Annotated in this window: 11 protein-coding genes; 5 read left to right on the plus strand and 6 right to left on the minus strand. The window is 46.3% G+C overall.

Annotation, left to right across the window (positions count from 1 at the left end):
- The first annotated feature begins 3 nt into the window (after window positions 1-3).
- The 5 genes from FHW88_RS02805 to FHW88_RS02825 are packed head-to-tail and all read left to right on the plus strand — an operon-like array spanning window position 4 to window position 12,483.
- Window positions 4-1,593 (plus strand): sodium:solute symporter family transporter, encoded by a 1,590-nt coding sequence (locus FHW88_RS02805; protein ID WP_176622999.1) that lies wholly within the window; start codon window positions 4-6, stop codon window positions 1,591-1,593.
- 1 nt (window position 1,594) lies between these two features.
- Window positions 1,595-3,793, plus strand: a complete 2,199-nt coding sequence (locus tag FHW88_RS02810; RefSeq protein WP_218117118.1) for an alpha-L-rhamnosidase C-terminal domain-containing protein — start codon at window positions 1,595-1,597, stop codon at window positions 3,791-3,793.
- The gene (locus FHW88_RS02815) at window positions 3,790-7,098 is read left to right on the plus strand and encodes a glycoside hydrolase family 2 TIM barrel-domain containing protein (RefSeq protein ID WP_218117119.1); all 3,309 of its coding nucleotides are present in this window, start codon (window positions 3,790-3,792) and stop codon (window positions 7,096-7,098) included. Before FHW88_RS02810 ends, FHW88_RS02815 begins: the two co-directional genes overlap by 4 nt.
- Entirely contained in the window at window positions 7,095-10,436 is a 3,342-nt protein-coding gene (locus FHW88_RS02820) for a glycosyl hydrolase (protein WP_176623001.1), read from the plus strand. The genes FHW88_RS02815 and FHW88_RS02820 overlap by 4 nt, the downstream gene beginning before the upstream one ends.
- A 4-nt stretch (window positions 10,437-10,440) precedes the next feature.
- A complete protein-coding gene (locus tag FHW88_RS02825) occupies window positions 10,441-12,483 on the plus strand; it encodes a glycoside hydrolase family 127 protein (RefSeq protein ID WP_176623003.1) in 2,043 nt (680 codons plus the stop codon).
- Window positions 12,484-12,694: 211 nt separating this feature from the next.
- Here FHW88_RS02825 and FHW88_RS02830 read toward each other — a convergent pair whose 3' ends face one another.
- The 6 genes from FHW88_RS02830 to FHW88_RS02855 are packed head-to-tail and all read right to left on the minus strand — an operon-like array spanning window position 12,695 to window position 21,143.
- The gene (locus tag FHW88_RS02830) at window positions 12,695-15,007 is read right to left on the minus strand and encodes a DUF5703 domain-containing protein (protein ID WP_176623005.1); all 2,313 of its coding nucleotides are present in this window, start codon (window positions 15,005-15,007) and stop codon (window positions 12,695-12,697) included.
- A gap of 2 nt (window positions 15,008-15,009) precedes the next feature.
- Window positions 15,010-16,431, minus strand: coding sequence for a sialate O-acetylesterase (locus FHW88_RS02835; protein ID WP_176623007.1), 1,422 nt, complete (start codon window positions 16,429-16,431; stop codon window positions 15,010-15,012).
- Window positions 16,432-16,440: 9 nt separating this feature from the next.
- The gene (locus FHW88_RS02840) at window positions 16,441-18,006 is read right to left on the minus strand and encodes a sodium:solute symporter (protein WP_176623009.1); all 1,566 of its coding nucleotides are present in this window, start codon (window positions 18,004-18,006) and stop codon (window positions 16,441-16,443) included.
- The gene (locus tag FHW88_RS02845) at window positions 18,003-19,169 is read right to left on the minus strand and encodes a four-carbon acid sugar kinase family protein (RefSeq protein ID WP_176623011.1); all 1,167 of its coding nucleotides are present in this window, start codon (window positions 19,167-19,169) and stop codon (window positions 18,003-18,005) included. The genes FHW88_RS02840 and FHW88_RS02845 overlap by 4 nt, the downstream gene beginning before the upstream one ends.
- Before the next feature lie 4 nt (window positions 19,170-19,173).
- The gene (gene pdxA / locus FHW88_RS02850) at window positions 19,174-20,214 is read right to left on the minus strand and encodes a 4-hydroxythreonine-4-phosphate dehydrogenase PdxA (RefSeq protein ID WP_218117120.1); all 1,041 of its coding nucleotides are present in this window, start codon (window positions 20,212-20,214) and stop codon (window positions 19,174-19,176) included.
- Complete coding sequence (locus tag FHW88_RS02855; protein WP_176623013.1) at window positions 20,211-21,143, minus strand: dihydrodipicolinate synthase family protein; 933 nt, start codon at window positions 21,141-21,143, stop codon at window positions 20,211-20,213. The genes pdxA and FHW88_RS02855 overlap by 4 nt, the downstream gene beginning before the upstream one ends.
- Between the last annotated feature and the right edge of the window lie 2 nt (window positions 21,144-21,145).

The raw sequence follows: 21,145 nt of genomic DNA on the forward strand, positions 1-21,145 counted from the left end.
GGCATGAGCAATATCGTATCGCGCCTTACGCTGCTGGATTACTCGGTGGTGGCTGTGTACCTGATTGTCTTGATGATAATCGGGTTTCGCGCCAGCTTTAGTAATAAAAACAAAACAGACGAAACGCTTTTCCTCGCCAATAAATCATTGGGTTGGGCGAGCATTGGCTTCAATATGTGGGGCACCAATGTGGGACCTTCCATGTTGCTGGCCTTTGCCAGTATAGGTTACAGCACGGGCATAGTTGCCGTTAATTTCGACTGGTATGCTTTTGTTTTTCTGATGCTGCTGGCATTGGTATTTGCGCCAAAATATATTGCTGCAAAAGTATCAACCATGCCCGAGTTTATGGGGAACCGTTACGGAGATTCAACCCGTAATATCCTGGCCTGGTATGCCCTCATCAAAATGCTGATCTCCTGGCTTTCATTGGGCCTGTTTGCAGGCGGCTTTTTAGTGAGGCAGATATTGGGTATTCCCATGTGGCAATCGGTTATTGTGCTGGTATCTTTCGCGGGTTTATTCGCGTTTACCGGTGGCCTAAAAGCTATTGCCAAAGTAAACGTTTTCCAGATGCTGCTGCTTATCGGCGTATCATTAACGCTGACTGTTTTGGGCGTAAGCAAAGCAGGTGGGTTGTCGGCAGTTTTTCATCAAACGCCCGCAAATTACTGGAACCTTATCCATCCGGCCAGCGATGTTAAATATCCATGGTATGCAATTTTGCTGGGCTACCCGGTATCGGCTGTCGCTTTTTTCTGTACAGATCAGGCTATGGTGCAATCGGTATTGGGTGCTAAAAACCTGGAGCAGGGGCAACTTGGTGTTAACTTTATTGGGTGGCTCAAAATATTATCGCTGCCCTTGTTTATCCTCACCGGAATTTTGTGTTTTATCCTGTTCCCGCATCTGAGCGATCCGGCATTAGCTTACATGACTATGGTTACCAATCTTTTCCCTCCGGGGATGAACGGGCTGGTTATTGTAGTGTTGATTGCCGTTCTGATAGGTACCGTCGGCTCTTCGCTCAACTCACTGAGTACGGTGTTCACCATGGACATTTATGCTGAAAAGATCAATCCTAATGCTACTAACAAAGACCTCATCAGGGTAGGGCGCTACACGGTAATTGGTGGATGCCTGTTTGCCATAGGCATGGCGCTGGCTATCGACAGTATCAAAGGGCTTAATTTGTTCGACGTATTTCAATCGGTATTGGGCTTTATTGCGCCGCCGCTGGCTGTAGTTTTCCTCCTTACTGTTTATTGGAAACGCACTACCCGCAAAGCGGTAAATATCATCCTTTCGGCAGGTTCGGCTTTTAGTTTGGGGACTGGTGTGGTGTACCTGTGGGTATTACCGCCCGATAAGTATAGCTTTTGGCCGCATTACCTGATGCTGTCGTTTTTCATATTTGTGTTCCTGGCGGCATCTGCCGTGTTTATTTCGCTGCTTGATAAAACACCTGCCGTTTACGTTGCAACGGAATCTGAAATGGAACACACTTTAAAGTCTACTAAACGCGTGAAGATTGCCTGGGGACTCCTCACTATAATTATGATCGCTTTATACCTCATTTTCAACGGACATTAAAATGCATAAAATATCTACCCATGTAAAATTTAACAGGCTTCATGTTTTCATCATGTTGTTAAGCTTCATGTTTTTGGCTGATATGGCAAAAGCGCAAAAGGCTACCTGGATCTGGTATCCCGGCGATTATGAAGTGTGGCTGAGCAACCGGATGCAAAACCGACGCACCGAGCGAGGTGCTTTCTTTCCGCCATTCTGGAAACTGGACAGCCATTATGTACTGGTTGATTTTCATAAGGATTTTATGCTTGCCAATCCAGAAACCGTTGAACTGGCTGTTGAAGGGCAATACAATGTAAAGCTTGATGGTAAGGCATTGGCGGGGTACCCTAAAAATATCCATGTGCCGGCTGGCAGGCACAGGCTTAGTCTCAAAGTCTATAACCAGGCTGCTGCCCCTTCTATATTTGTTAAGGGGCAGCAACTGGTGTCAGATACTTCATGGCTGGTAACTTATGAGGACAAGGAATGGATTGACGAATCGGGGAAAACCTCAGATATCTCGGCCACAAAATATGTAAATGCCGGCAACTGGAATTTTGACTCGGCAGATAAGCTGCCCTCAGCATTCCGCCTACCCACAGAGGAACATAAGCCGGAAAAAACCGAGCGGAAGGAACATTCCATTTTGGTTGATTTTGGAAAAGAAACATTTGGTTACGCCAAGCTTATCGGCTTAAAAGGCAAGGGCAATATTAAACTCTGCTACGGTGAATCAAAAGAAGAAGCTTTATCCCTAAGCGCTTGCGAACTGTTGGATAGCGTTTATATTGATCAGCCGCAAAAAACTGATTATACCATGGAGGGTTCGCGTGCTTTCCGTTATATCAATGTATTGTTTGATGATCATGTTAATGCCGATGATGTTTCGATGCTTTACGAATATTCGCCGGTTGAGCAGCGTGGCGGTTTCAAATGTTCCGATGAACTGGTTAATAAGATCTGGGATGTTTCGGCTTATACCCTGCACCTGAATACCCGCGAGTTTTTTATCGACGGCATCAAGCGTGACAGGTGGATCTGGTCGGGCGATGCTTATCAAAGTTATTTGATGAATTATTACCTGTACTTTGATTCGCCAACGGTTACCCGCACCTTGTATGCGTTGCGTGGTAAAGACCCCGTAACCAGCCATATCAATACCATTATGGATTACACTTTTTACTGGTTCATGGGTATTTATGATTACTACCAGTACACCGGTGATAAGAGTTTCATTAAACAGATGTATCCCCGCATGCAAAGCCTGATGAGCTACTGCCTGCAACGCCGCGATAAAAATGGCCTGATGGAAGGCCTCCCCGGCGATTGGGTATTTATTGACTGGGCCGATAAACTCAGCAAAAAAGGAGAGGTAAGCTTTGAACAGTTGCTACTTTGCCGCAGCCTCGAAACCATGGCCCTTTGCGCCAATATCATGGATGACAAAGCAGGCAATGAGCAGTACCAGAAACTGTCGGCCGACTTGAAATCAAAGATCTTCTCCCTGTATTGGAATAGTGATAAACACGCTTTTGTGCACAGCCTGGTTGATGGCAAGCAAAGCGATAATGTAACCCGCTATACTAATATGTTCTCGATATTTTTTAACTACCTCAATCCCGGCCAGCAGCAGGAAATAAAAAAATATGTACTGCTGAATGATAACATCCAGAAGATAACTACGCCCTACATGCGCTTTTACGAACTGGAAGCCCTTTGCGCCATGGGTGAGCAAAGCTATGTGCTTAAAGAAATGAAGGACTACTGGGGAGGCATGCTCAATTTGGGCGCTACCTCATTTTGGGAAGAATACAATCCATCCAAAACGGGTGCCGACCGCTATGCCATGTACGGACGTCCGTTTGGTAAAAGCCTTTGCCATGCTTGGGGCGCCAGCCCGATATACCTGTTGGGTAAATATTATCTCGGCGTAAAACCAACTGCGCCGGGCTATCAGCAATATGTGATCGAGCCTAAATTGGGTGGTCTGCAATGGATGGAAGGCAGCGTGCCAACTGTTGATGGGGATATCAAGGTATCATGCAGTACCAAACAAATTAAAGTGAGCAGCAATACCGGAACTGGCCTGTTGCGATTTACCAGCACCTCCAAACCGGTTTGTAAGGAGGGTGAAATAACCGCTAAAGGAAACGGAACCTATGAACTTACCATCCAAAAACAAAAACAGTACACCATAAACTATAGCGCAAAAAAATGATGAAACGGCTCTTATCTATCCTGCTTTTAACAGCATTTTCATCAACAGGGCTTTACGCGCAACTGGTTGATAAAACGCCCGTGCCCATCCCTAACGTGCCTACGGTTTATGATGCCGAACCTTGGGAAAATCCTTTGGTTGATGGCATAAACCGGGATGCGGCACGCGCTACGGCATATTCATACAGCAGTATCAAAGATGCATTGGCTGGCGATAGGGAAAAATCAGGCAGGATGTTGTCCCTGAATGGTTATTGGGATTTTAGCTACGCTGCTAAACCGGCCGATGCGCCGAAAGATTTTTATAAAAGCCGGGTAAGCGGTTGGAAAAAGATCATCGTTCCCTCAAGCATTGAGATGCAGGGTTATGATAAACCCATTTATAAAAGTGCGGTTTACCCGTTCCGCCCGGTTAACCCGCCTCATGTGCCGCAGGATTATAATGGCGTTGGCAGTTATCAGCGTACGTTTACCCTGCCAGCCAACTGGAAGGACATGAACCTTACCCTGCATTTTGGCGGGATAAGCTCTGGTTTTAAGGTTTGGCTCAACGGTATGTTTTTGGGTTATGGGGAGGACAGCTTTTTACCATCGGAGTTTAATATTACCCCATACCTGCAGGCTGGCGAAAACGTGGTATCGGTACAGGTGATCCGCTGGAGCGATGGTTATTTTTTGGAAGATCAGGACCAGTGGCGTATGAGCGGGATCCACCGCGAGGTAATGCTTTTGGCTGAACCTAAATTGCGGATAGCCGATTTTCAATGGCAGGCCAAACTGGATAAGCAATACAAAGATGCCGTTTTCAGCATCCGCCCACGGATCGAAAACCTCACAGGCAAGGCTGTGCCCGGATATAAAATTGAAGCAAGGCTTTTCGATAAAAACAACAACGAAGTATTACAAAAACCGTTGGAGCGGAGCGTTGAAAGTATCATCAACGAAATCTACCCGCGATTGGATAACGTAAAATTCGGCTTGCTCGAAACCACCCTGAAAAACCCGGAAAAATGGAGCGATGAAAAGCCTAACCTGTACACACTTACTTTATCATTAGTCGACAGCGTGGGCCAAACCGTGGAGGTTAAAAGTTGCAAAGTGGGGATCAGGAGTATTGAATTTAGCAAAGAAGACAGCAAGCTGCTGATCAATGGTAAAGTAACCTACCTGTACGGCGTAAACCGGCCCGATCATGATCCCGCAAAAGGAAAAGCATTATCGCGCGAAGATATTCTCAACGACGTGCGCACCATTAAACGTTTCAATTTTAACTGCATCCGCACCAGTCATTACCCGATGGATCCGTATTTGTATGATCTGTGCGATGAGTATGGCATATTCGTTATCGACGAAGCCAATCTTGAAACCCATGGTTTGGGTTCAAAGCTTAGTAATGACCCCATGTGGACCGGCGCTTACCTCGACAGGGCTACCCGCATGGTAATGCGTGATAAAAACCACCCGAGTGTGATTATCTGGAGTTTGGGTAACGAGGCCGGCAGAGGGCCAAACCATGCGGCAATGGCCGGTTGGATTCATGATTTTGATATCACCCGTCCGGTTCATTATGAGCCGGCGCAAGGCACACCACAGGCCGAAGGTTATGTCGACCCAACCGATCCGCGCTATCCAAAAACTAATGATCATTCGCACAGGTTACAGAATCCTATAGATCAGCCTTATGTAGATATTGTAAGCCGGATGTACCCCGGCATTTATACAGCTCCCTTGCTGGCCAATCAGCAGAATGGCGATAACCGCCCGATATTTTTTGTAGAGTATTCGCACGCGATGGGCAACTCCAATGGAAACCTAAAGGAGTTTTGGGATCAATGGCGATCGACCAAAAGGGTTATTGGAGGGGCTATATGGGAGTTTAAAGACCAGGGACTATTAAAACATGATTCGACAGGTAAGGCATACTATGCCTATGGCGGTGATTATGGCGAACGCTATTTTGATAATTTTACCATCAAAGGTATCGTAGCATCCGACGGTCGCCCGAAACCTGCCATTTACGAATGCAAGCATGTTTTTCAACCTGCGGTTTGTGAACTGGTTGATGCCGATAAAGCAACTATCCACATCAAAAACTGGCATAGCGTAGCTTCACTGGGCGATTATGACGTTACCCTGCAATTAAGAGAAGACGGAGAGATCATCCTGAAAAAACAAATTCCCCGTATCAAACTTGCAGCCGGGCACGATACAACCATCAGCATTAAACAATACCTGCCTGGTTTAAAACCCAATCACGAATACCTGGCCGATATTCATTTTGCCCTTGCCGAAGATGAGCCCTGGGCCAGCAAAGGCTATGAAATAGCAAGCGACCAAATTCAGCTAACCCAGCCTAAAACATCAACTACAAATGTGGATGCCAAGCATTATCCGGAAACCAAACTATCCGAAGATGACAAGGCTTACCACATCAGCGGAAAAGATTTTGAGATAGGCATCAGCAAAACAAATGGCGCTTTAACCTCGTACGTGTACAAAGGTAATCAGCAGGTATTTGCTCCTCTATTGCCTCACTTTACCCGCCCGGTTACAGATAACGATCATCGTGGCTGGAAAATGGAAAAGAAACTTGCAGCATGGTTTAAAGCGTCACCTGTTTTGAAAAAACTCTCGAGTCAAAAAACTGAAGATGGTGCGGTTGTAATTACAAGCCTTTATTCAATGCTTAACGATAGCGCTTCGGTGCAAGTGAACTACACTATTCGGGGCGATGGTTTACTGAATGTTGCTTATGCTCTTGATGTTAAACCGGGTTTGCCAAACCTGCCTAAGGTTGGCATGCAAATGGGCATTGCGCAGGCCGATAGCAATATCAGCTATTATGGCCGGGGCCCCTATGAAAACTATATCGACAGGCGTGCAGGTTCGGAGGCAGGTATCTATTCACAAACCATCAGCCAATTCATGGAACCTTATGTAGTTCCGCAGGAAAACGGTAACCGCACCGATGTCCGGTGGATGCTGCTGCACCATAAAACTGGGGGCTTGCTGATCACCGCGGATAGCCTGCTGAGCATGAGTGCCTGGCCTTATACAGAAGAAAACATTCAAAAGGCGAAGCACACCAACAAGTTAAAAGATGCCGGTTTTATCCTGTTGAATATCGATCTGGTACAGATGGGCGTAGGAGGTAACGATAGCTGGTCGGAAGTGGCAGAGCCGTTGGAGCAATACCGGATCCCGGCCAAAAATTATAGCTATAGTTTTTACCTGAAACCTTACGAAGGTAAACCGGATGCGGCAAGTAATACCGCATATCAGATCAAATTTAACAGGAAGCCATGAGGAAATACGTTTTTATATTTTGCTTTTGCTGCCTGTTTTTACCGGGGATAGCTCAACAGCGTAAAGCATCGCCCTTAGACGATGGTTTGAAGCAGGCATTTTTGCATCCGCCCGAATCGGCAAAACCATGGGTGTTTTGGTACTGGATGCAGGGTGCTGTAAGCAGGGAGGGCATCACTTCTGATCTGCAGGCTATGAAGCAGGCCGGAATAGCGGGTGCTTATTTAATGCCCATCAAAGGCCCGGCTAATCCGCCGTTTATTACCCCATCAATTAATCAGTTAAGCCCGGAGTGGTGGGCAATGGTAAAATTTACCATGCAGGAAGCGGATAGGATAGGCCTAAAACTGGCCATACACGATAGCGATGGTTTTGCACTGGCTGGTGGCCCCTGGATAACACCGGAGCTTTCCATGCAGAAAGTGGTATGGTCAAAAATTGAGGTTGAAGGCGGCAAAGCCTATCATGATACTTTGCCTGTTCCAAAGCACTATAAAAGCTATTATAAAGACATTGAAATATTGGCTTATCCTTCGTTGCCCGGCGAGGGACAGAGTAGCTACGACGAGCATCCGAAGGTAACTGCCAGCTTGCCTAATACCGACGTACAATATCTCACTGAAAAAGGAAATATCAAAAACTTTACCAGCAACGACCATTGCTGGCTGCAACTTGAATTTGAAAAGCCCTTTACCTGTCGCTCTCTTGTTATTCATAATTCGGCAAGTAATTATCAGTCGCAAAGGTTGTTGCTTGAGGTAAGCGATGATGGTAAAAATTATCGATCGTTAGGCAGGTTGGAGCCTCCACGTCATGGCTGGCAGGATGGAGATGCCGAGATCACAAATGCCATCGCCCCAACAACGGCAAAATATTTCAGGTTTACTTATAATAAAGAAGGTTCGGAGCCAGGAGCTGAGGATTTAGATTTTGCCAAATGGAAGCCGACGCTGAAATTGTCGGGCATTGAGTTGTTGGGCGAGTCCCGGATCCATCAATATGAAAGTAAAACCGGCGAGGTATGGCGTCTAAGTAAACAAACCACAGATGCCCAATTACCGGCTAATCTTTGTGTAGATAAAAAGAAGGTAATCAACCTTACTGATAAATTAGGAGTAGATGGTAAACTTAACTGGCAGGCTCCCGCAGGTAAATGGACTATCATTCGTATCGGTCACACTTCTACCGGGCATACCAATGCTACCGGTGGTGGTGGCATCGGTTTGGAGTGTGACAAGTTTAATCCCCAAGCTGCCAAAATACAGTTTGATAATTGGTTTGGTGAGGCTGTAAAGCAGGTTGGCCCGGATTTGGCTAAACGGGTGTTAAAGATATTTCACATAGATAGCTGGGAATGCGGGAGCCAGAATTGGTCGCCGGTTTTTGCTGCTGAATTTCAGAAGCGGAGGGGATATGACCTGCTGCCATATCTGCCGCTAATGGCCGGTGTGCCGATGGAGAGCGCGGAAAAATCCGAAAAAATACTGGCAGATGTAAGGCAAACTGTAGCCGAGTTATTGGTAGATAATTTCTACGGTACCATGGCTAAGCTGGCGCACGAAAAAGGTTGCACATTTACTGCCGAAAGCGTTGCCCCAACCATGATGAGCGATGGCATGCTGCATTACCAAAAGGCTGATATTCCGATGGGGGAATTTTGGTTCAGGAGCCCTACGCATGATAAGCCCAATGATATGCTGGATGCCATTTCGGGCGGGCACATCTACGGTAAAAATATTATCCAGGCCGAGGCTTTTACAGAGTTGCGGTTATTATGGGACGAGCACCCCGGAATGCTTAAAACAGCTGCCGACCGCAATTTTGCCCTTGGCATCAATCGTTATGTTTTTCACGTAAATGTGCATAACCCCTGGCTTGACCGTAAGCCGGGTATGACACTGGATGGTATCGGCCTATTTTTTCAGCGAGATCAAACCTGGTGGAAGCCGGGCAAGGCCTGGTTTGATTATATCAGTCGTTGCCAGGCTATGCTGCAACAAGGGCATCCGGTTGCCGATATCGCTGTTTTTACAGGCGAAGAAACACCACGCCGCGCAATTTTGCCCGACAGGTTGGTTAATACCCTTCCCGGTATCTTCGGCACCGAACGTGTGAAGCAGGAAAAGGAGCGCTTAGCCAACAAAGGTGTACCGATCATCAATTCGGTTGAAGATGCAAGCCACTCGGCAAATATGGTGCTGCCCGAAAACTGGATAGACCCGCTGAGGGGATATAACTATGATTCATTTAATAAAGATGCCCTTTTGCGCCTGGCTACCGTTAAAAACGGCAGGATTATTTTGCCCGGCGGAGCAAGTTATGCCATGCTGATAATACCGGGTGTAAGCCAGATGTCGCCTCAGCCATGGCAGTTATCGGCAGAAGTGATAAAAAAGCTTCTGCAATTGGTAAATGATGGTGCTACCGTTTTATTGGGCGATCAGCGGATGAAAGCTGTTTTATCCAAAGGCTCTTCAGGAAAGTTACTCATAGGGCCATATCAAAAAGATACGTTTGATGAGGTAGGCCTCTCCCGCGATCTGATAGCTACGGATTCAGCTAATCAAACGGCAAAAGATATTGCATGGACACATCGTAGCGCTGATGGCTTTGATATTTATTTCATTTCAAATCAACAGGCTTTAAACCGAACCATCAAACTGTCATTGAGAGTAACAGATCGAGTTCCTGAACTATGGGATCCTTTAACAGGGGAGATAAAACAGTTGGGCAATGTGAACAAGTCCGGTCGTACAAATATCAGTCTTGATTTAGCTGCCAATGGATCTGCTTTTATCGTTTTTAGAAAAGCTTCTTCAATTGCAAAAAGCGCTGAAGATAAACAGGGGCACTTTAAAAGTATTCAAACTTTTACAAACTGGCAGGTACAGTTCGACCCTAAATTTGGCGGCCCTGTGAAATCAGTAATGTTCGATAAAGGTGATGATTGGTCGCGCAACGCCAACGATAGTATAAAGTACTATTCAGGAACAGCGGTCTACAATCATACCTTTCAGTTTACCGGAAAAACTGGGAGCAAAACCTATCTTGATCTGGGCAATGTTGCCAACCTGGCCGAAGTGTATTTGAATGGTATCAACTGCGGCACAGCCTGGACATTTCCGTATCGGGTAGATCTCAGCAAAGCCATCAAATCAGGCGAAAATAAACTGGTAATCAAAGTAACCAACACCTGGGCCAACCGCCTGATGGGGGATCATGCCCTGCCCGAAAGTAAACGTATTACATGGACAAATGCGCCTTACCGTTTGGAAGGGCGCTCATTGTTGCCGGCCGGCTTGTTAAGCCCCGTGAAGTTGCTCACTTATATCCCTTAATGATATGAATAAGATTTTTAAATATATTGGAATAGCATTGTTGTTAAGCTGCACATTAAAACTATCTGCACAAAACAAAGCCCTGGTAAACACCAGTAAAAGCAGTTACGCCAAACTAAGCAGCCTTGATATGGGCGCAGTACAGTGGACAGGCGGCTTTTGGGCCGACAGGTTCAAAGTTTGCCGTGATACCATGATCCCTAACCTGTGGCGGGTTTATACCGATCCAAAGATCAGTCATGCCTACCGCAACTTTGAAATAGCCGCCGGTTTAGACACCGGTTCGCACGAAGGCCCGCCATTTCATGATGGTGATTTTTACAAACTGTTTGAGGCTGTGGCCAGCATGTATGCTAATACACACGATCCTAAGCTGGATGCGCTAATGGATAAAACGATAGCCGTTATTGCCAAAGCGCAGCGCTCGGATGGCTATATCCACACGCCAACCCTTATTGAAGAACGGAAGAACAGCGGCAAGGAAAAAGCTTTTAACGATCGCCTTAATTTTGAAACGTATAACCTTGGTCACCTGATGACCGCCGCCTGCGTTCATTACCGGGTTACAGGCAAAACTACTTTGTTGAAAGTGGCTGTTAAGGCAACCGACTATCTCTATAAGTTTTATAAAACGGCCTCGCCCGAGTTGGCGCGAAATGCCATTTGCCCCTCGCATTATATGGGCGTAGTGGAGATGTACCGCACTACCCGAGATCCCAAATACCTGGAGCTGGCCAAAAACCTGATCGATATCCGGGGTTTGATGAAGGATGGTACAGACGACAACCAGGACAGGACACCTTTCCGGCAGCAAACACAGGCGACGGGGCACGCGGTGAGGGCCAATTATCTTTTCGCCGGTGCTGCCGATGTGTATGCCGAAACAGGTGATACAACCCTGATGCATATTTTAAACATAATGTGGAACGATGTGGTTAACCGCAAAATGTACATTACCGGTGGTTGCGGGGCCTTGTATGACGGTGTTTCGCCGGATGGTACTTCTTACAATCCTAACGAGGTGCAAAAGGTACATCAGGCTTATGGGCGGGATTACCAATTGCCAAGTTTTACAGCGCACAACGAAACTTGCGCCAACATAGGCAATGTACTCTGGAACTGGCGCATGCTGCAGGTAACCGGCGACGCCAAATATGCCGATGTGATGGAACTGGCGCTATACAACAGCGTGCTTTCGGGGATTAGTCTTAACGGGCGTAATTTTTTATACACCAATCCGTTGGCTTATTCGGATAGTTTGCCCTTTAAGCAGCGTTGGTCTAAGGATAGGATAGGGTATATCAAACTTTCTAACTGTTGTCCGCCCAATGTGGTGCGAACCATTGCTGAGGTAAGCGATTATGCCTACGGTACATCTGATAAAGGGCTATGGTTTAACCTGTACGGCAGCAACACCATCACAGCCAAATTGAAAGATGGCACCCCGGTAAAAATGACTCAAACTACAAATTACCCCTGGGATGGGAAGATCCATATCAGGTTTGATGAAGTACCGGGCAATAAAGCATTCTCGGTATTTTTGAGGATCCCTGGCTGGTGTAAGGGCGCAAGTATCAAACTCGAAGGTCAGCCGGTGCCGCAGTTAGATACTACGCCTGGAACTTATACGCAAGTTAACGCCGTTTGGCGAAAAGGAATGACAATTGATCTCGACCTGCCAATGCCGGTTACTATGATGGAAGCAAACCCGCTGGTTGAGGAAACCCGCAACCAGGTAGCGGTAAAACGCGGCCCGGTGGTTTATTGCCTCGAATCGGCAGATTTGGCTAAAGGGCAAAAGGTTTTCAGTGTAGCGATATCCGCTAACAATCAACTTAAACCCGAAATGATCCGGATAGATAACAGCGAGATCATGAGCCTAATAGGTAAAGCTGATCTTCGCGATGAAAATAATTGGAGTAACCAGCTTTATAAAGAAATATCGGCACCCAAACAAAACGCTATTGATATCAGGTTGATCCCATATTATGCCTGGGGTAACCGTGGGCATGTGGACATGGAAACATGGATGCCGCTGGATAGGTGATTTTGAGGTTAAAGGCGACAGGCGAAAGGTTGCAATAGAAAATGCCGCCGCTCGGCTCCAGCCGGGTGGCAACTATTACACGGCCTCTGGCCGCCGTAGCGTAAGGGTAAAAGCTATTTTTAATCAAAGTTTAACCCCAGCGGCCGGAGGCCGCCCTGATAATAGCCACTCGGCTGGAGCTGAGCGGCGGCGTGGGTGTGGTGCATAATTTTTATTGCCTCAACATCACCACAACATCCTTCTTCCTCTCCTCCGGCAAAACTTTCAACTCAACTACTTTCCCATCCTTCAGCGTAGCCTCAACAGTGGTATTATAAGGCGCATGAAGTTTAAAATGCACATCCCAGTCCTTTGGCCAGGCGGGGAATAACAGGATCTTTTTATCATCTACCTGCATCAGCATTTCCTGCAGACCGATCATGCCTGAGCCACCCCAGTTATGGTCGGGTGTCCAGTCGAAACCCGGCCCCCAAAATGCCGGGAAACGCCTGCCCGAGTTTTTGAGTTTGAAGGTGGTTAGTTTGGCTGCCTCACCGGTAAGACCTAAGCGGGCCGCAAAAATATTGTCCTGTTTCCAGCCTATACCGCTCCTGAATTTGGCTACAAGGGTGTCCAGTTTCCAGGTGTTCAAAGCTATATCCAATCCGGGTTTGCCCAAGCCGAAGATCCCCCATGGAAACACCGGGTAAAATTGGGTGTTTTCCTCGTTGTTAACCCGCTCCCATGATTTTGCCGGGGTAAGGGTTTTATGACCATCAACCTCGCCAAACGAAATAGGAGGGATGCGTTTCAGCAAGCTTTCCAGTTTAATGCGCTCTTCTTTATTTATATAGCTATCCGGCAAGGCCAGCATCCGCTTGGTGATGGTTTGCAGGGCAGCGATGGTTGAGTTGGAGTTATAGGCCATTTTGAAAGTCTCGGCAGATGAGCCGGGATAGAGCACAAGGTGCCCCTTGCCGTCCAATGCTTTGGCGCTGCGCTTGCGGGAGAGGTATTGGTAATGCTCGTCGAAAAAGGTTAAGCAGCTTTCAATAAAAGGAATATATTGGTGGATGTCATCGCCTTTATACCGTTCCGTTTCCAGCATCATGAGGCAAAACTCAAATACCGTGTCCCAAGTATATTCAAGCCAGGCGTTGTACTCAAGCCCTTTGTCAAAATCGGCAGGACGCTTCCAGGTATACTCGGCGCTGTTGGGCAGACCGAAATTTTCCACCTGTTCGGTAAAGCAGGCCCCATTGTGTCCCCAATAAACCTTGCTGCGTAGCTCGGCATTTTTAAGGGAACGGAGATAAAAGTCAAATTCCGGTTTCATCATATCAATATCGCCGCTTTTGAGCATCGGGAAATAAACCAGCCGCTGGTTTTGGGCAGTCATCAGGCCACCGCCCCAGTTGCGGAAATCGGGCGTAAAAGCATATTGAGGATTGACGAATACGGGATCGTAGGTAAACAACCCGCCGTTAAATTTAGTGGGTGCCTGCCCGTAAGCATTGCAGCCCAGCATATACCTGAAAAGCTGATAGTTTTTACCGGTTTGCCAGGCTGTGGTATCATTGTCGGGCTTAGCTGTATTGATGTAAACAAAACTTCTATCCCAATACTGTTTCCACCAGTCGGCTGTTTTTTGCCACGCGGTTTTGTTATTGCTTTCAGCTTCTTTAACTACCTTTTCAAGGCTTTGCTGCCATTCATTTACAGATGTAGTTTGTTGGGTATTGAGATAGATCTCGATATCCTGGTTGGTTGCCGGTTTAATGCTCTCCAGTTTCCAGCCTTCAAAATCGGTGTTGAGGTATTGGCCTTTGGTATTCCCGGCTGCTTTCAGGTTTTTGCCTTGCATCAACCCGCCAAAGGTTAAGTTTTTAAGCGGATTGTACATCTGATCCTTAACCCCATCCATCCCCTGTTGCTTTACCGTAACATCAAATATGGTGGAATCAAGGTTGTGGTGGCAGAATTGAATGGCATTGCCTTTAAACGCGATATTATCCTTCAGCGTTTTTACATCATTGCGCGGGGCAAATTTCCATGAGCCTTCATTTTTTTCGAGACCTTTCACTTCCCGGTCACGATAACGCCAGTTTTCAAAAATAGCTTCGGTTTTAATGGCTTTATTGCTGCTGATGTTAAGGTGGATCACCGGGCGGTAAACATCAACCCAAAGCTTTATTTCAGCTTTTAAATCGCCGTTTTTTCCGTTGATGAGTACCGACCCATTTTGAAGTTTGAGCTCCTGTTTAAAATCGTTGCCATCAAAAGGATTGGGCGATAGTTTAATCCTTACCCGGCCGGGTTTGAGCATGGCATTATTTTCGTCAAAGGTGCCACTCCGGGCGATATAAAAAAGCAGCTCGCCTTTTTCAACCCATACATTCAGCCCTATATCGCCGCCTCCGCAGGGCATCGACTGGCCTGAGTTTTGGCTTTGGCTGCTCCACACTTCATTGTATTGTTCGATGCTTTTGTTTTGAGCTAACGCGATATTACAGTACAGGAAGCAGAGCAGCAGGAGTTTTTTCATAATTACCAGTCGTCGGTTCTGAATGAGGAAACGGGGAGCCCGTTAGTGCCGAACAGATCGCCTACAACAAAATCTTTAAAGGCGTATCGTACAGCCACAGGTTCTTTTACCAAAGGTGAAGATACAATAATTACACTGCCCGATATCATGGCTTGGGCGGGATAGAACATTTTGTCTTTACCGGCTATCTCAAAATTTTGAATGGGCTTGTTGAATGAGGTCAATCCATTTTCTGCATGTTCAAACTTGATGGTAGCCCGGTTGCCGTCAACCGTCATTTCTTTATATAACGGACTCGCATAATCAAAGCCTTTAATGCCGTAGGTTTGAGCTAACGCCAGGTAAGCCAACCTTGTGCCGATAGGTTCTTTGCGCGGAGGATGGATGAGTGCCTGCTCGCCTACATCAAGCGAAACGGCCATACCGCTGTTAGGTATCGTTTTTAGTGATTTCCGTTGAGCATCGCGCAGATAGGCTGAATTGTATTTACCTCCGCTATTGTAAGGTGGAAGCTGTGGATAATCATACGGGGCTATCTGCACATAATAAAAAGGGAAATCACCTTGATGCCAAAGCTCGCGCCAGCGTTTTACCAGGGTCGGGAATAGCTTCTCATACTGATCGGGACGGTCGTAGTTCGATTCACCCTGGTACCAGATGCAGCCTTTAATGCCGTAACCAATTACCGGGTTCAGCATACCATTGAACAGGGTAGTAGGCGTGCGTGATACAGCTTTGATGGAGTCTGTTTTGGCCGGGATTTTGATCTCGGGAAAATCTTTCAACCCATCGGGATCCATCCAGGCTTCGGCACTTGACCCTGCGTAACAATCGCTGATTAAACCTATAGGTACATGAAGTACCTCATTTAATAATCTGCCGAAATAATAACCTGTAGCACTAAAGTTGGAGACAAATTCGGGGGAGGCGACATGCCATTCTGATGGTTTGCTATTGTCCTGTACTTCGGTTACTGATGAGTGGGGAACGGTGTAAATATGGATGTTGGCGTTAGATGATTTAAGTATAGCATCAACAGAACCGCTTATTGGTTGGCTTTTATACCCCTTCATAGGGATCTCCATATTTGATTGCCCGGTGCAAAGCCAAACTTCGCCAATAAGCACGTTGTTTAGTTTGATGGTATTACCATCGCTGATAGTAACGGTGTACGGGCCGCCGTAAACCGGGGTGCTTACTTTAACAAGCCATTTGCCATTGGCATTTACTTTAGCTTTGTAACTCTTTTTGTTCCATGAGGTGTTAACGGTAACCGTTGAGCCTGCCTTGTCCCAGCCCCAGATTGGCGCCTCGCTTTGTTGCTGCAACACCATGTTATCGGTAAAAATGGATGCCGATTTTACCTGAGCCTGCAACGATATAAACACGAACAAACCCAGGCCCAACGCCAGTAATTTTTTCATTGCTGTAAATTATTTAGTGAGCTTTCCGGCGCGCTTGGCCTCAAGCCATCCGCTGAAAAGGAGGTTTTTATTCAACTCAGGTTTAGGGAAAAACAAGCTGGCCACATAGCCTAATATGATTACCACCAGGTGACTATACACCCCGAGCATGTATTTATGCTGATTGAAATTGTACCTGCCTAAATCAAGCAAGATGTGTTTGTCCGTACCCAAACCAATTTTAGTTGATGTTAAAAAAGCATAGCCCGTAAACAGGATGCAGGCAATAATGCCGATGTTCACCCCCTGGCGATTGGCCCGGCTGCTGAACAGCCCCAATAAAAAGATCCCCGCAATACCGCCCGAAAATATAGCGTACAAAGTAAATACAATGCCTAATGCACCTTCGTCGCCCGCAAGCAGGTAAAGGGTAGCTATGCCCATCGCGCCAAATCCGGCCAGTACTACTATCCATCGTCCTGCTTTTAGGTATTCTTTATCCGATTTATTGGGCCTGAATTTTTTGTAGTAGTCTTCTACGCCAATGGCCGAAAGGCAATTCAGATCAGCGCCGAGGCTGGAGATAGCCGCTGAAATTAACGCCGCCAATATCAATCCTACAACACCGGTAGGCAGTTTGCTCATAATGAAATAGGGGAAAACAGCATCTGCCTTAATACCCGCCGGTAATGGGTTTTGCTGATAATAGGCAAATAACGCGGTGCCGATAAACATGAATAATGCCCATAGCGGTACGGTGAGTGCTACACCTAATATCGATGCCCTGATAGCCGCCTTATCGGTTTTAGCCGTAAGGTAACGTTGCACCATGGTTTGATCAGTACCGTATTTCTGGATGGCGTAAAATACCCCATTTATAGCCATCACGATAAATGTGAGTTTCTTGAAATTCCAGGAGTAGGGGCCGAAGTTGTTTTTATGGTTTACGCTGGCGATATGCCAAAGCTCGTGAAAGCCACCTTTTATCGAATAGATGAGAATGATGAATGATGCAATGCCGCCGCCTATCAATAAAAAGCCCTGTACAACATCGGCCCAGATCACGGCCTCAATGCCGCCAATAAGCGTGATAACGATGATCACAAAGCCTATCACCCAGATAATGGCGAATGTGTTGGTGTTGGTCATGTTGGATAGTGCCAGTGCCAGCAGAAAAAACACAGTACCCATTTTTGAAAAATGGGTTAATACAAAACTGATAGAGCTGTAAAAACGCGCAAACAAACCAAAGCGTTTTTCAAAGTACTCGTAGGTGCTTACGCCTATAACCTCGCGGTAAAGGGGGACGATAAACCATACCATCAACAGCAATACAATAGGTACCATTAAACCCTGAACAAGCAGGATCCAGTTAGAGGCAAAGCCCTCACCCGGGTAGGCTAAAAAGGTTACACTGCTGATGAGTGTTGCCATTAACGACATGCCTATTGCCCATGCCGGGATGGAACCGCGTGATACGAAATATTTTTTGGTTGAATTTTGTCCTTTTGAAAACTTAAGACCGATGGTTAATGAAATGGCCAGTGCCAGGGCTATGATGATATAATCTGCCAGGTGCAGGGTTTCATGTTTCATATGCAGGTATAATTATTGGTTGCCCAAACGGGGGCAGGCCAGGGGTAGCTGCCGGGTTTTAAAGTTAAACATAATTGGTTATTGCCCGCTATGCGCATATGAATAACTCCCGGAGCTATTAGTTTTGAGGGATATAATTTTTTGATGTTTAAACGTTCAAGTATGGCCCAGGCCGTTGCGCCGCCCTCAATCAGCAATTCGTGAAGATCCGTGTGGTCAATAACCTGTTTTACAATAGCGGCCATTTTGTGGCTCAGCAATATCGGGTCTACCTTTATATCCTTTATAAAATCGGGATTTATGGCGATGATGGCATTGTTGCCTGCTACAACGCTCGATGCTACATGACTGGCAAAAAGGCCATGCACATTATCGCCGCTGGTTTCGGCACAAATGGTGGCCGCAGGTACATAGTGTACCGGGATATTATTGTGTTTACCATCAAGAAGATTCAGCTTACCCTGGTAAAAGGTGCTGCCAAATACAAACAGCCGCCTGCCTGTGGTTTCCGGGTCAGGGGTTTCGATCTTTTGCGGTGATGTTAAGTATTCAAGTAGCGTGGTAAACAAATTTGCTGAACCCGCCAAAAGCGTATTGTTATCTGTTTGGCTGATCCAGTATTTAAGGTCATTTTCATTTTCAGCTGCTCCTATAATAATTCCCGTAGATGGAAATTTGTCTTCTTTTTTTATTAATGAGATACTTTGATCAGCTCTCAATAATTCAACAATATTTGAGCTTAAGGCGGGGAAGGTTGGGTCGTTGGCGAAATCACTCAGGTGAATAGGTTGGCCATTGTAGTGAAATGTATCGCCTATGACTTTTTTTGAATGGTGAGGATTGCCGGGCACAATCAGAGCTCTTTTTAAACCTGATGCCGTCAACTGGCTTTGCAGTTCCTCAATAATGTTCCCCCGTAAAACGGAATCTATCTTCTTGAAAAGAAACCGGGGTTTTAACCGCTGTAATCGGATGGTAAGATCATGAACAATATTCTTCGCTTCATTTACAGCCAGTGAACGGGTATCGGTAGCGATAACAAGCAGGTCGGCATCGCAGTATTCATCAACAGTAGTGCTCACCTCGGTTCTTAACCCGTGGTTAAGACCTATGCCCGCCAGCTCGGCGGCTCCTGTTAAATCATCTGCAATTACAGCGATCATATACTTATACTTTTATCCGGTTTTTGCTCAACTGTACCGCCGATTCAATTGCCAGTATCATAGCATCGCTGCTGGCCACGCCTTTGCCTGCAATTTCAAAGGCTGTCCCATGATCAACCGAGGTGCGGATAATAGGCAGTCCCATAGTGATGTTAACGCCTTTCACGCTGTCCATTTGCTGCTTTTCGGCGTTCCATTTAAAACCGGTAAGCTTAAAGGGGATGTGGCCCTGGTCGTGGTACATAGCTACCACACCACCATAATACCCGGTTGATGCTTTGGAAAATAAAGTATCGGCAGGTACAGGACCTTCTGCATCGTAACCTAATTTTATTGCTTCCTGAACAGCAGGGAGGATCTCAAAATCATCTTCGGTACCAAACAAACCTGAGTCACCTGCATGGGGGTTAAGTCCGGCTACACCTATCTTCAGGTTTTTTTCTCCAAGGGAAATAAGGCCATCCTGTAAAAGTTCGATTACTTCAATAATGCGGTCTTTCTTAACCAGATCACAGGCCTGCCTTAGTGATACGTGGGTGGATACATGGATCACCTTCATGTTATGCTCAACTAGTAGCATGGCATATTTTTTTGTACCGGTATAATGGGCATAAATTTCGGTATGTCCGGCAAAATGATGCCCGGCTTCGTTAATTGATTTTTTGTTGATAGGCCCGGTTACCGTTGCGTCAACCTCTCCGTCAAGAGCCAGTTCAATCGCTTTTTTTACTGCTTCAAATGAGGCATTGCCTGCCATTGCCGATATCTCACCAAACCGCAACTGTTCCATATCCACATTTTGCAGATCAAATACATCAGGCTTGCCAAACTCAAAGTTTGCGTTGCGGATATCTTTTATCGAATTGATGCGCGCATCGAAGCCCAACCGCTTTACGATGTCAAAAAAAACACCGGTATCACCAATGATTACGGGACGACAGATCTCATACAGCCTTTCTGTCAATAATGCTTTAACGGCTATTTCAGGGCCAATACTGGCCGGATCGCCCATGGTTATGGCTATGATCGGTTTTTCGGCTGTCATTGGTAAATCGGTAAGCTAAGATTTTCAACATTAAGCATACGCTGTAGTTTTCTTTGCAGGTCTTCAGCTTCGGCTTCAGTAACTTGCAATAAAGGCGGCATCATGTAAGTACGGCACAATCCTGCGCTTTGCATTAGTGATTTTAATGCTGCCAACGACTCGCCCAGCAGGCGTTTGCCCTGGTAAATATCACCGATAAGGTTGGAATGCCTTTGTAGTTGCAGCGCGGCGGCTTCGTCGTTATTGTCGGCAGCAACTATCATTTTGTAATAAATATCCGGGAACAGGTTTCCTGTACTTGGCACCAGGCCGTCGCTGCCGGTAAAAAGCGCGTGGGCAGATTGCGCACCCCAACCTAAAAAGTGGCTGAAATCTTGTCTGTGCGCCCATAACTTCAGCGAATCCTTTAAACGCTCGTGATTTCGTTCCGAATCTTTGGTGCCAACAATATTTTCGTGGTGGCTTAGTTCATCAAGAAGGTTCAGGTTTATCGATACATTGGTTGTAGCGGGGATGTTGTAAACTATCAGCGGGATAGGTACTTCGTTTGCCAGCGTTTCAAAGTACGTTTTGATTTCGTATTCGGTTAAGGTAAAATAGGCTGGTAAATGGGCTACCGCAACGTCAATGCCTTCATCGGCGCAACGTTTGGCCAAGTCAATTGAATCACCCAGGCAGTTTGATGAGATACCGGCATACAGCAGTCGGCCGGGCTGCCTTATTGAGGCAGCAAGTTTAATGAAATCAAGCTTAAGCTCGTATGATAGCGAAGCTGATTCACCTGTAGTACCCAATATGAAAGGCACACCGCCGTAGTTGAAAATATTGTCGAATATTTTTTCAACCGCTTCGTGGTCAAGTTTGTAGTTATTGGTAAGTGGCGTAATTGATGGCACTACCAGGCCATTATATTTCTTTTTTAGTTTCATTA

This window comes from Mucilaginibacter sp. SG538B (genome assembly GCF_013376065.1).
Lineage (GTDB): Bacteria > Bacteroidota > Bacteroidia > Sphingobacteriales > Sphingobacteriaceae > Mucilaginibacter > Mucilaginibacter rubeus.